General features: G+C 64.0%; 11 protein-coding genes. 1 reads left to right on the top strand and 10 read right to left on the bottom strand.

The window, feature by feature from the left end; translation table 11 throughout:
- The first annotated feature begins 192 nt into the window (after positions 1 to 192).
- Complete coding sequence (locus RUU78_RS09740) at positions 193 to 1,155, top strand: Nudix family hydrolase (RefSeq protein ID WP_313916053.1); 963 nt, start codon at positions 193 to 195, stop codon at positions 1,153 to 1,155.
- 4 nt (positions 1,156 to 1,159) lie between these two features.
- On the opposite strand, the gene coaE is transcribed toward RUU78_RS09740, so the two are convergent.
- From coaE to RUU78_RS09690, 10 genes are all read right to left on the bottom strand, one after another.
- Positions 1,160 to 1,789 carry a dephospho-CoA kinase gene (gene coaE, locus RUU78_RS09735; RefSeq protein ID WP_313916052.1) on the bottom strand — a complete coding sequence of 210 codons (630 nt, stop codon included), beginning with the start codon at positions 1,787 to 1,789 and terminating at the stop codon, positions 1,160 to 1,162.
- The gene (locus RUU78_RS09730; protein ID WP_313916050.1) at positions 1,786 to 2,658 is read right to left on the bottom strand and encodes an A24 family peptidase; all 873 of its coding nucleotides are present in this window, start codon (positions 2,656 to 2,658) and stop codon (positions 1,786 to 1,788) included. Before RUU78_RS09730 ends, coaE begins: the two co-directional genes overlap by 4 nt.
- A 10-nt stretch (positions 2,659 to 2,668) precedes the next feature.
- Positions 2,669 to 3,952 (bottom strand): type II secretion system F family protein, encoded by a 1,284-nt coding sequence (locus tag RUU78_RS09725; RefSeq protein WP_313916048.1) that lies wholly within the window; start codon positions 3,950 to 3,952, stop codon positions 2,669 to 2,671.
- Positions 3,953 to 3,954: 2 nt separating this feature from the next.
- Positions 3,955 to 5,676 carry a type IV-A pilus assembly ATPase PilB gene (gene pilB, locus RUU78_RS09720; RefSeq protein ID WP_313916046.1) on the bottom strand — a complete coding sequence of 574 codons (1,722 nt, stop codon included), beginning with the start codon at positions 5,674 to 5,676 and terminating at the stop codon, positions 3,955 to 3,957.
- A 93-nt stretch (positions 5,677 to 5,769) separates the two neighbouring features.
- Positions 5,770 to 7,584: a sulfatase-like hydrolase/transferase gene (locus RUU78_RS09715; protein ID WP_313916044.1), complete on the bottom strand. Its 1,815-nt coding sequence runs from the start codon at positions 7,582 to 7,584 to the stop codon at positions 5,770 to 5,772.
- A gap of 22 nt (positions 7,585 to 7,606) precedes the next feature.
- The gene (locus RUU78_RS09710; RefSeq protein WP_313916042.1) at positions 7,607 to 8,317 is read right to left on the bottom strand and encodes a methyltransferase domain-containing protein; all 711 of its coding nucleotides are present in this window, start codon (positions 8,315 to 8,317) and stop codon (positions 7,607 to 7,609) included.
- A gap of 90 nt (positions 8,318 to 8,407) precedes the next feature.
- Positions 8,408 to 8,878, bottom strand: coding sequence for a pilin (locus tag RUU78_RS09705; RefSeq protein WP_313916040.1), 471 nt, complete (start codon positions 8,876 to 8,878; stop codon positions 8,408 to 8,410).
- 306 nt (positions 8,879 to 9,184) lie between these two features.
- Entirely contained in the window at positions 9,185 to 9,637 is a 453-nt protein-coding gene (locus tag RUU78_RS09700; RefSeq protein ID WP_313916076.1) for a pilin, read from the bottom strand.
- Positions 9,638 to 9,824: 187 nt separating this feature from the next.
- Positions 9,825 to 10,283 (bottom strand): pilin, encoded by a 459-nt coding sequence (locus RUU78_RS09695; protein ID WP_313916038.1) that lies wholly within the window; start codon positions 10,281 to 10,283, stop codon positions 9,825 to 9,827.
- A 388-nt stretch (positions 10,284 to 10,671) separates the two neighbouring features.
- Positions 10,672 to 12,081 carry a sigma-54 dependent transcriptional regulator gene (locus tag RUU78_RS09690; protein WP_313916036.1) on the bottom strand — a complete coding sequence of 470 codons (1,410 nt, stop codon included), beginning with the start codon at positions 12,079 to 12,081 and terminating at the stop codon, positions 10,672 to 10,674.
- Positions 12,082 to 12,116: the final 35 nt, after the last annotated feature.

The following is a 12,116-nucleotide window of genomic DNA, read 5'->3' as shown; positions in this document are numbered from 1 at the left end:
GGCCCGTTGGGCGTTCGGAGTGATCAGAACCTGCGGTTCTGAGCGATCACTCCTCGTCCCGGCCCGTTGGGCGTTCGGAGTGATCAGAACCTGCGGTTCTGAGCGATCACTCCTCACCCCCATTGCTCAAGGGGGCTCGAGAATCAAAGGCCGTTGTCGACCTGTTCTGAGGTTTCCTGTCGGAGTGACGCCATGAGCGCGACGCCGGCTGCGGCCGACGCTGTGCCCGTGCATGTGGTGGCGGCGGCCCTGATCGACGCCGACGGCCGCGTGCTGCTCGCGCAGCGTCCCGAAGGCAAGCATCTGGCCGGCTATTGGGAATTCCCCGGCGGCAAGGTGGAGTCCGGAGAGACCCCGGTGCAGGCACTGCAGCGGGAAATTCTCGAGGAGATCGGCGTGCGCGTCGCTTCGGCCGAGTCGCTGATCCGCATTCCGTGGCGCTACGCGACCAAGCGCATCCTGCTGGACGTCTACCGCGTGCGGGCGTTCGAAGGCGTTCCGCATCCGTGCGAGGGACAGCCCCTGAAATGGGTGCCTGCCACGGCGTTGGATCCCAACGAGATGCCTGCCGCAGACCATCCGGTCATCCATGCGCTCGCATTGCCACAGCGTTACCTCATCACGCCGCAGCCGGGCGCCGACGAGGTCGACTTCCTGGCGCATCTCGACGCGGCGTTGGAACGCGGTGTGCGTCTGGTGCAACTGCGCGACAAGCACAGCGACGACGCGATGCTGCGCCGCCGGGCGACGGCCTGCCTCAACCGCGTGCGCGCTGCCGGCGGCCAACTGCTGATCAATTCGCGCAGCGACCTGGTCGACGAGCTCGACCTCGACGGCGTGCACGTCAGCGCGGCGCAGCTGGCGCAGCTGCGCGAGCGTCCGGTCAGTGCACGACGCTGGTTTGCCGCGTCCTGCCACACGGCCGAAGAGCTGGCTCTGGCGCAGTCGCTCGGTGCGGATTTCGCGGTACTGGGCAGTGTGGCCACCAGCGCCAGCCATCCGGGACAGACAGCGCTCGGCTGGGACGCGTTTGCCGCGCTCTGCGACGAGGCCACTCTGCCGGTCTATGCGCTGGGCGGAATGACACAACGCGATCTCGCCCCGGCGCTGGCCGCCGGCGCGCAGGGCATCGCCGGGATTTCCGCGTTCTGGTAAAGCCTCAGGCGCCGGCCAATTGCAGGAATTTCGAATGCAGTGCGTCGACCGCCTCATCGAGCTGTTCCAGCGTGCCCGAGTTGTCGACCACGTCGGTCGCGATCGCCAGACGCTGAGCGCGCGTGGCCTGGGCCGCAATCATCTTCAGCGCGAGTTCGCGCTCGATCGCATCCCGCCGCTGCAGGCGTTCGAGCTGGACTTCAGGTGCGACGTCGACGATGAGCACGCGGTCGACCCAGGCATAGGCCGGCCAGGTCTCGGCCAGCAGCGGGACCGCAAGCAGGCAATAAGCGCCTGTGTCCGCGGCGACCTGGGCCCTGAGCGTTTCCCTCACTAGCGGATGGATGATGGCTTCGAGTGTCGCACGGGCCAGCGGGTCCTCGAAGATCAGTTGCCGCATCGCCGCACGATCCAACGATCCGTCAACCTGCATTGCCCGCAGGCCGAAGCGGTCGGTGATCTCTGCCATGGCCGGTGTTCCCGGTGCGACCACGGCGCGCGCCGCAAGATCGGCGTCATAGCACGCAATGCCGCGACGTACGAATGCGTGGGCGGCTGCCGACTTGCCCGATGCGATGCCGCCACTGATCGCGACAACGAAATGCGCGGCGACATCCGCGGTTTCCCCGTTCACCTTGCGAGCAGCAGCCGCGAGTAGAGCTGCAGGATTTCGGCGCCCCAGATGAACTGTATCCAGCCCGCGACAGCGATGAATGGTCCGAAAGGAATAGGGGTTGATCGGTCCTTGCCGCGCAGCGCGAGGATGATGCTGCCGAGGATGGCACCCACGAGCGAGGACAGCAGCACGATCGGCAACAGGCTCATCGGACCCATCCACGCACCGAGTGCACCGAGCAGTTTGAAGTCGCCGTAGCCCATGCCTTCCTTGCCCGTAAGCAGCTTGAACAGCCAGAAGATGGACCAGAGGCTCAGATAGCCCGCGGCGGCCCCGATGATGGCCTGAGATGGCGAAACGAACAGCGGCACCAGCGTCAGCAGCAGGCCCAGCCAAAGCAGAGGCAAGGTCAGGTTATCCGGCAGCAGTTGCGTGCGGAAATCGATGCCCGCCAGCGCGATGAGGCCGTAACTCAGCGCAAGTCCTGCCGCGGCCTCCGGCGCGAAGCCGAATTTCCAGACCACAACCAGGGTCGCCACCGCAGTCAGCAGCTCGACGAGCGGGTACTGCACGGATATGGCGCCGCTGCAATAGCGACAGCGGCCCCGCAGCGCCAGCCAGCTGAAAAGCGGAATATTGTCGATGACGGAGAGCGTGTGTTTGCACTGCGGGCAGTGCGATCGTTTGAACACGAGATCCGGCGGAGGTTTGCTGCCGGCGTCGGCATTCGCATCAAGGCCAAGCATCTCGCGGCTTTGCTCACGCCAGTCGTGCATCAGCCGCTCGGGCAGGCGCAGGATGACGACGTTGAGGAAGCTTCCGACGAGCAGTCCGAATACGCCGGCCGCCAGATAGAGCGGCCAGCCTTCGCTGAATAATTCGATCATCGGTGCCGTGTCATCCGACCACGGCGGCCAGTTTGAAGATCGGAAGATACATACCGATCACCATGCCGCCCACGAGGGTGCCGATGATGACCATGATGAACGGCTCGAGCAGGCTGGCCAGGGCATCGACGGCGTTATTGACTTCTTCCTCATAAAACTCGGCGACCTTGAACAGCATTTTGTCGAGCGCGCCGGATTCTTCGCCGATGGCGACCATCTGCACGACCATGTTGGGAAACAGGTTGGCCTGACGCATGGCGAGCTGCAGCTGGTGACCGACGGCGACGTCCTCGCGGATGCGCTTGACGGCTTGGTTGTAGACCGGGCTGCCGGTAGCTCCCGAAACCGAATCGAGTGCCTCCACCAGAGGCACGCCGGCGCGGAACGTGACCCCAAGCGTGCGCGCGAATCGTGCAATAGCCGACTGGTGCAGGATCTGTCCGATCACGGGCAGCTTGAGCACGGCTCGTGCGCAGAAATGGGCAAAAGCCGGGGAACGCTTATAGATGAAGATCAGCCCGAAGATCGTGCCCACAACGGCCAGAAGCACGATCCACCAGTAGCTGACCAGGAACCGTGAGGCGTTGACGATCATCTGCGTGAAAGCAGGGAGGTCGGCGCCGAAGCCTTTGAAGACGTTCTCGAACTGCGGCACCACGAAGATCAGCAGAATCGCCGACACGAGAAGGGCGACCACGAGCACGATGGCGGGATAGAACATGGCCTTCTTGATCTTGCCCTTCAGCGACTCGATGTTTTCCTTATAGGTCGCGACCGTGTCGAGCACGGTATCAAGCACACCGGCCGATTCGCCTGCCTTGACGAGATTGACAAACAGCTCATCAAATTGCACCGGAAACTTGCCAAGCGATTCGTGCAGCGTCGAACCGCCTTCAATGTCGGCCTTGATTGCCGTCAGCATGTTCTTCATGCGGATGTTCGACTGGCCGCTGGCGATGATCTCCATGCCCTGCACCAGCGGAACGCCGGCCTGCATCATTACGGAGATCTGCCGGCTGAAGACGGCGATTTCGCGTGCCTTGATCGTCTTGCCAGCGGAGCCAAAAAGAGGTTTCCCTTTGGGTTTCACGGTCGTCGGGTTGATGCCCTGTCGACGCAGTTCGGCTTTGACCAGGCTTACGTTCTTTGCCGCATATTCGCCCTTGATGGACGTTCCGCGCTTGTCCTTGCCCACCCAGACGAAGGTCTGCAATTGGCTGACTTCGGCACGCGCACGGCCGCGCTGTGCGGCGGCCGCGGCGGGGGTCTTACGGGAAACCGTTGCGGTGGCCATGACTAATCCTTGGTGACGCGGTTGATTTCAGCCAGACTGGTGACGCCTTGCTTGAGCTTGAGCACGGCGGACGCGCGCAGGTCGCGAATACCCGCGTTGCGGGCCGCGTCTGCGATCTGAATGGCGTTACCGCCCGCGAGGATGATCTTTGCAATGTCCTCGGCAAGCGGCATGACCTGGTACACGCCTACCCGGCCTTTATACCCTTCGTTGCATCCAGAACAACCGACTGCGTCAAACATCTGCATGCTGCTGATTTCGTCCTCGCGAAAACCTTCTGCGAGAAGCGCGGCCGGCGGCAGAATATGAGTCTTCTTGCAGTCGTGAAGACGCCGCGCAAGACGCTGCGCGATCACGAGCGTCACCGACGAGGTGATGTTGAACGGCGCGATGCCCATGTTCATGAGGCGCGAGATGGTCTGCGGTGCATCGTTGGTGTGCAGCGTCGACAGCACCATGTGGCCCGTCTGCGCCGCCTTCACGGCGATTTCCGCAGTCTCGAGATCGCGGATCTCGCCGACCATGATCACGTCCGGATCCTGGCGCAGGAAGGAACGCAGCGCTGCGGCGAAGGTCATGCCGCGCTTCTGGTTCTGCTGCACCTGGTTGATGCCGGGCACGCGGATTTCGACCGGGTCTTCGACCGTCGAGATGTTGCGGCCTTCCGTATTCAGGATATTGAGCGCGGTATACAGCGATACCGTCTTGCCCGAGCCGGTGGGGCCGGTCACGAGCACCATGCCGTAGGGCTTTTCGATCGCGTCGAGGAACAGCTTTTTCTGGTCTTCCTCATAGCCCAGCTTCTCGATGCCGAGCTTGGCAGCCGAACCGTCGAGGATCCGCAGCACGACCTTTTCACCAAACAGGGTAGGGCAGGTGCTGACGCGGAAGTCGATCGACTTGCCCTTGGACAGGTTGAGCTTGATGCGGCCGTCCTGCGGCACGCGCCGTTCGGCGATGTCCAGGCCGGACATGACCTTCAGGCGCGAGGAGATGCGCGGCGCGAGCTTGGTCGGCGGCGCGGCGACCTTGCGCAGCATGCCGTCCATGCGCAGCCTCACGCGGTACTCGGTCTCGAAAGGTTCGAAATGGATGTCCGATGCGCCGCGCTTGATCGCGTCCACTAACACCTTGTTGACGAAGCGGACGATCGGAGTGTCGTCACTGCCGGTGGCATCGTGGCCGCCGCTCGCATCACCTTCGTCGTCGCCGGTGTTCATGTCGAGGCTTTCGAGGCCTTCGTCACCTTCGACGTCGACCGAGGTGCTGCTCTGGCTCAGCGCCTGCTCGATGATGCGGGCAAGTCCCTGCTCGTCGATGAGGATCGGTTCGACGCTGTGGTTGGACTGGAACTTGATCTCGTCCAGCGCACGCAGGTTGGTCGGGTCCGACAGTCCGACGAACAGGCGATTGCCACGCTTGAAAAGCGGCAGCGCGCGGTGTTTGGTGATGAGCTCCTCGCTGATCAGCTTCAGCGGGAGCTGGGCGAAGTCGATCGCGCTCACGTCGTAAAGCGGAACCCCAAATTCCGCCGAAGACGCCATGGCCACGGTGCGGCTGTCGGCCATGCCGTTGTCGATGAGGTAAGTCGCAAGCGGAATCTTCTGCTTCGTCGACGTCTCCACCGCACGGCGCGCATCGATTTCCGAGAGGGACCCCTCGGCGACGAGACGGCGCGCAACGCCGGTGAGGCCGACGAGCGCAGAAGGACTGGCCAGGGCCATGGCAAAACCTACGTATTGGCGCGTTACCGCCAATATAGCGCAAAGCCGCCGTTCACGGACATTGCGGCCAGCGCAGGCTCGGATGCGATGGCCTCAGTCGTCTCGACGCATCACGGTGCCGACGCCCGCGGCGATTTCCACCATCCAGGCCGCCTTCGTCGACGTGGCGACCTGCGAGGCGATATCGACGCTCTCGCTTGAGTCGGTAGTCACGTCGAATATGTGGTCGCGCTGATTCTTGACGTCGCGCCAGAACTTGATGATGCGGCTCTCGTCGCCGAGGTCGTACAGCCCCACTTCGGCGCCCTGCTGGAAATGGACGTAGCGCCGCGGCGCCGGCTCCTGCAGCGCCATGCCGACCCAGGTCGGCGGCGACGGGATGTCGAGCTCGGCCAGGATCGTCGGCGCAATGTCGACCTGCGACGCGAGCCGCACCGGCACCAGCGGGCGCTTGGGCTCGTAGCCGAACGACAGCATCACGAAAGGAATGCGCAGTACGTTCTCGTAAACTGACTTGGCGTGCATGAATTCGTTGTGCTCGCCGAGCATGTCCGCGTGGTCCGCGGCGAGGATGACGACCGCATCGTCGAGATACCCCTTGCCGCGAAGCTGTTCGATGACCTGTGCGAACGTTGTGTCCATCTGCAGCACGCCATTGTCGTAATAGTTCGTCGTGGACTCCTGCGGAGGTCCGGTCCGGCCGACGGGCTTGGCGTACGACTCCGCCGGCAGATAGCGCACGTTCTCCTCGTGGCGTTTGCCCAGCGCATGGGAGGACATGAGGTGAAACCACACCATGGTTGGCTGCCCGTCCCAGTGCGGCAGCTGCGCGATACGGTCGACGACCAGCTGATCGTCGTTCATGTAGAAACCCTTCGCCATCGAACCGTCGTAGTAGCCGTCGAGCGCGCCATAGGCCTCGCGCACGCCATAGAAATTGGTGTGGTCGCCGCCGAGGATCATCTGCACGTGATAGCCGTTGCGCTTGAGCACGTCGGCCAGCGTGAACGGCCGGTTCGAGAATTGATGCGTGTACTTCGACGTCAGGCTCGCGAGCACGCCGCAGGTCGACTCGGCGCAGGCGGCGGTCATGCGGTCGAGTTTCTGGGCTCGCGTGGACTGCATCAGTGCGGCCACGCGCGGCGTCGTATCGCGGGCGTAGCCGTAGATGCCCATGTGGTCGGGACGCAGCGCGTCGGCGAGGAACACGAACACATTGCGTTTCCTGGCCGTATCCGGCGGCCGGTAGTTCCGGCGCACTTCATCCTCGATGCGATCCAGCGCGCCGGCACCGTCGGTCGTGTGCGCCTGGAGGCTGCGGGCAGCCTGCTCCGCGTAGAACGTCAGGCTTACCGGCTCGCCTTGCATCGCGTAGGACACGTCGGTGAACATCACGACGCGCATGGCGACATAGGTGGTGCCGCACAGCACCAGCGCACCGAGCATCTGCGGCGAAAGCCGCCGCGACAGCGCGGCAACGCCGTCGATGCGGGGCTGCGCGAGCCCGAACACCGCGACGGCGACCGCGACGACACCCGCACTGGTCCACGCGGCCAGCGCGAAGGGGATGTCGAGGACGGCCAGCAGGCCGGTGATCTGGCTGGCGTAGGTCGACATGAGCTGCCATGACGTCACCCGCCCCCAGGACATCAGGCCGGTGGCGACGACGGCGTAGTAACTGCAGACCAGCAGGACGGCGCAAGCAGTCAGGACGGCACAGATAAGGCGCGCGCCTGCGGGCAGGCGTGCGGCGGCGAGGCGCAGCGTCGCGAGCCCGACCCAGAACGCCGACAGCACCAGCAGGTGCGGCACGATCGACGTAGGCGGCTGCGAAAAACGCGAAATATAAAAATAAAGAAAAACCGCGGCCAGTGTGGCGAAGAATGTGAGTTCCGCGACGACCGGCACGACAATCCGCCGCCAACCCCGTTCAGACATTTTCGATGACGACCAGGCGCGAAAGACCGAACGGGTTGACGGATTCGACCGACAGGATTTTCCAGTCATGGCGAGCGACGTGTTCGTCGAAGTGGAAGTCGGAGCGAAACCCGACCTTGCTGGACAACGGCTGCGCCGCACGCTCGAGCAGCCACCAGAAACGGCTGCCGCTGAAATGATTGAGGATGACGATGTGGCCGCCCGGCCGGCAGATGCGGCGCAGTTCGCGTACGAGCCGCGCCGGCTCCGGCGTCGCCGACAGCACGTAGGGAATCGTGACGCAGTCGAAGCTCGCATCGTCGAACGGCATCGCTTCGCCGTCCATGACGTGAAGCGCGACGTTGGCCAGATTCAGCGCGTTCGCGCGCCGGCGTGCGCGCGCGAGCATCGCGTCGGAAAGATCGATGCCAACCACTTCGCTGGTCGACGGATAGCAGTCGAGCGTCAGGCCCGTGCCGACGCCGACCTCAAGCACACGGCGCGGCGCGACGGAACGCAGCGCCGCCGCCATGCGGCGACGTCCGTGGGCGTAGACGGCGCCGAACAACTGATCGTAGATCGGTGCATAGCGTCCGTAGGTACGCCGGACCTGTTCCTGCGTCAGCGAATCGTCGATTCGCTGGCCGGCCTGTCGTGGCGACGGCAACACCACGGTCTCGACGCCGGTCGTCGACCGAGTCGTGTCGAAAGGATTTCGCGACATGAGTGTGCTGTCCGGCCTGCGGTGCGGCATCGTGCCGAACTCGTGCCGGCAAGACAAGATCCGCGCAGCGGCAGCGCGGATTCCCGTCGTTCAATTGTTGCCTGTGCGGCAGATCGTGGTCAGGTATTTCTGCGGCACAGTGCCCGAACAGGTCCAGACCACGCTGCCGGCCGTAGCAACGAACGTCGGCCTCAATACGAGGGTCAGCCCGTCGATCAGCGCATTCGCGCGCTGCGGTGCTGCACTCGCGTACTGGCAAGTGATGTCGCCGTTGGCGACCGTGAGCGAGGCGACGTACTTGCCGACGATTTGCGCCGGTGGCGCCAGTCCCGCGGCGACGTTGTCGGCCGGCAATACGCCGGTATTCGTCAGGGTTTCGGTGACCGCCGTCTTCGCACCGCCCGCCAGCACGCCACATTCTCCGACCTGCGTGCGGACGACATAGTCGTGATAGGAGGGTAAGGCTATCGCCGCCAGAATCGCGATGATCGCGACGACAATCATAAGCTCGATGAGCGTGAACCCCTTGCTGTCCCGCGGCGACGCAAGCAAATCGTTCATGGCTGATTCCCCAGGAAAACGCGTGTAGATTTCGTCAAATTCGGTTGCATGCGGCATGCCAAGGTATTCGCCGTTCGTCGGCGGCGACAGGCGGTCGGGGCGCCTCCATCGGCGTCGTTGAAGTAAAGTCTCCGCTGCTGTGTGCGGAAGCCGATGCGAGTGTGGCCCGTCCGCGCTGCGCCAACGCCAGGGCCTTCCCGCCACGAGCGAGCGCCGCGCCAGTCTTCTTGAGCGACTTTGCGTTCCACAGGGCAAAAAAAAACGACCGCCTTGCGGCGGTCGTTTCGTGTGGCGGCTACGAGCTGATCAGTTCGTATTGGTACGGCACGCGGTCGGCAGATACTTCTGGTCGATCGTGGCGCTGGCGCAGGTCCACGTCACGCTACCGAGCGTCGTCGACAGAACCGGGGTCAGGGTCAGCGTCTGGCCGTTGATGCGGGCATTCGCGCGGCGCGGAGCGACCGACGCGTAGGTGCAGGTGATGACGCCGTTAGCGACAGCGACCTGGCTGATGTACTTGCCGGTGATGTCAGCGGCCGCAGCCAGGCCCGCAGCGGCGTTGTCGGCCGGAGCCACGCCAGTGTTCATAAACGTTTCGGCGATAGCGGTCTTGGCACCGGAAGCGAGCACGCCGCATTCGCTCACCTGCGAGCGGATGGTGTAGTCCTGGTACGCCGGCAGAGCGATAGCGGCGAGGATGGCGATGATCGCGACGACGATCATCAGTTCGATCAGCGTAAAGCCCTTAGCTTTGTTCATTTTCATGATGGTTCCCTTTGAGCGGTAGGTTTCTTGGAATTTTCAAACTTCGAAGTAGTGCCTGGAGACGCGGCGTCAGTAAGGTTGGTTTGCCGCTGCGGCCCTGGTCATGCCCGTGCTGCTGAGCATACTTCGTGCCACGTAGAGCGGAGCTGAGGCCCAACCCGTTCGGACACACGCCACCGAATTAGTTCGTACCGGTACGGCAAGCGGTCGGCAGGTACTTCTGGTCGATCGTGGCGCTGGCACAGGTCCAGGTCACGCTACCGAGCGTCGTCGACAGGACCGGGGTCAGGGTCAGCGTCTGGCCGTCGATGCGGGCGTTTGCGCGGCGCGGTGCGGCCGACGCGTAAGTGCAGGTGATGGCGCCAGCGGCGACGGCAACCTGGCTGATGTACTTGCCGGTGATGTCAGCGGCCGCAGCCAGGCCCGCAGCGGCGTTGTCGGCCGGAGCCACACCGGTGTTCATGAACGTCTCGGCAACTGCGGTCTTGGCGCCCGAGGCCAGCACGCCGCACTCGCTCACCTGCGAGCGGATGGTGTAGTCCTGATAGGCCGGAAGAGCGATGGCGGCCAGGATGGCGATGATCGCGACGACGATCATCAGTTCGATCAGGGTGAAGCCTTTCGCGTTATTGACTTTCATGGTGTTTTCCTTGTGCAGCCTGGTCACTTGCTTCGAAGTATTGCCCCTGAGCTTACATCGGCCGATTGGGCCCGTGTCAGCGGCCGTTCGACACCGACGTCGATGCCCGACCAGAGTAGAGCACGTTTCATGCCATCACCGAGTGGCCCAGGATCCGGACCCCCATCACAGAACGGGACGGTACAGGTCAACCGATTTCCAGGGCTCGCCGTTATGCGTCACAAACTGACAGACCGTGCCAAACGTTGGGTCGCGCGTCGACCCTGGCGCCCTCTGCCGTATGGCTGCACGCGTCGCCGCAGCCGATCGATCCGTCGGCTCGCGGCCTTCCGCGGCGTCAGACGACCTCGGCGATCTGCTGCGCCGCTGGACTGTCCTCGGCAGGCGCTCAGTCGATCGAGAGCTTCTTGAGCTTGTAGCGCAGCGCGCGGAACGTGATGCCGAGCTTCTTGGCCGCCGCCGTCTTGTTGTAGCGCGTCTCGACCAGCGCTTTCATGATGGTCTCGCGCTCGATGTTACTGATGAAATCGTCGAGTCCCTGCGGCTGGCCGTCGTCCTCGTCGGGATCGATCGCCTGGTTGCCTGCGGGTATCGGGTTGTGCGGTTGCGCTGGCGGCGGGCCGACACCTTCGTTGGCGACGCGGCTGCGCAACTGCTGCACGAGCTGCAGGTCGTCAACCTCGATCGTATTGCCCTCGCATAGTGCAACCGCGCGTTCGAGTACATTTTCCAGTTCGCGCACATTGCCTGGAAAGTTGTAGGCGAGCAGCGAGGCCAGCGCCTCGGGCTTGAGTCGCGCCGGACTGCTGCCGTGGTCGCGCGCAAGGCGTTCGAGCACGCGGCCGGCGAGCTTCGGTATGTCTTCCTTGCGCTCGCGGAGCGGCGGCACGCGCAGTTCGATCACGTTGATGCGGTAGAACAGGTCCTGGCGGAACTGGCCGAGTTCGACCAGACGCGCCAGGTTCTTGTGTGTAGCCGACAGGATGCGCACATCGATCGCCACTTCGCCGCGACCGCCGATCGGGCGCACGGATTTTTCCTGAATCACGCGCAGCAGCTTGACCTGCATGTGCAGGGGCAGTTCGGCAACTTCGTCGAGGAACAGGGTGCCGCCCTGGGCGGTCTGGAACAGGCCGTCCTTGTCCGCATGCGCGCCGGTGAAACTGCCCTTCTTGTGGCCGAAGAACTCGCTCTCCATCAGCTCCGACGGGATCGCGCCGCAGTTGACCGGGACGAACGCACCGCTGGCCCGCGGGCCGAGTTCGTGGATCTGGCGCGCGACCAACTCCTTGCCGACGCCGGATTCACCGCTGATGTAGACCGGCGCCTGGCTGCGCGCGAGCTTGCCGATCGTCGCACGCACCTGCTCCATCGCCGGCGAATCGCCGATCAACTTGCTTTCCGTCGCGCTAGTGCCGCTGCGGCGCTCCTCGCCGAGCTTCAGCGCGGTCTGCACGAGGCGGCGCAGCATCGCCAGATCGACCGGCTTGGACACGAAGTCGAAGGCCCCGGCCTTGAGCGCGACCACTGCGGCGTCGACGTTGCCGTAGGCTGTGATCATCGCGATTGGCATTTCCGGGCACTGGCGCGCCACCAGCTCGATGACTTCCTGGCCGGAGCCGTCCGGCAGCCGCATGTCGGTGAAGCACAGGTCGAAGCGACGCTCGCTCAGGCGTGCCCTTGCCTCGCCGACGCTGCCGACCGTGGTGACGTCGAGATTCATGCGGCCCAGCGTAATCGTCAGCAGTTCGCGGATATCGCGTTCGTCATCGATCACAAGAGCGGTTTGTTTACTCATCGCGTGTGCAATCCTGCCTGACGTCCGCCCCTGTC

The organism is Tahibacter sp. (assembly GCF_032229445.1).
In the GTDB taxonomy this organism is placed as follows: domain Bacteria; phylum Pseudomonadota; class Gammaproteobacteria; order Xanthomonadales; family Rhodanobacteraceae; genus Tahibacter.
Note: the sequence above shows the minus strand (reverse complement) of the source record. Positions and strands in the feature narration are given on the sequence as shown.

Excerpts from the sequence above, each read along its gene's own strand:
- RUU78_RS09695 (WP_313916038.1), bottom strand. The coding sequence starts at position 10,283 with ATGAAAGTCAATAACGCGAAAGGCTTCACCCTGATCGAACTGATGATC.
- RUU78_RS09690 (WP_313916036.1), bottom strand. The coding sequence starts at position 12,081 with ATGAGTAAACAAACCGCTCTTGTGATCGATGACGAACGCGATATCCGC.
- RUU78_RS09730 (WP_313916050.1), bottom strand. The coding sequence starts at position 2,658 with ATGATCGAATTATTCAGCGAAGGCTGGCCGCTCTATCTGGCGGCCGGC.
- RUU78_RS09740 (WP_313916053.1), top strand. The coding sequence starts at position 193 with ATGAGCGCGACGCCGGCTGCGGCCGACGCTGTGCCCGTGCATGTGGTG.
- RUU78_RS09700 (WP_313916076.1), bottom strand. The coding sequence starts at position 9,637 with ATGAACAAAGCTAAGGGCTTTACGCTGATCGAACTGATGATCGTCGTC.
- RUU78_RS09725 (WP_313916048.1), bottom strand. The coding sequence starts at position 3,952 with ATGGCCACCGCAACGGTTTCCCGTAAGACCCCCGCCGCGGCCGCCGCA.
- pilB (WP_313916046.1), bottom strand. The coding sequence starts at position 5,676 with ATGGCCCTGGCCAGTCCTTCTGCGCTCGTCGGCCTCACCGGCGTTGCG.
- RUU78_RS09705 (WP_313916040.1), bottom strand. The coding sequence starts at position 8,878 with ATGAACGATTTGCTTGCGTCGCCGCGGGACAGCAAGGGGTTCACGCTC.
- RUU78_RS09710 (WP_313916042.1), bottom strand. The coding sequence starts at position 8,317 with ATGTCGCGAAATCCTTTCGACACGACTCGGTCGACGACCGGCGTCGAG.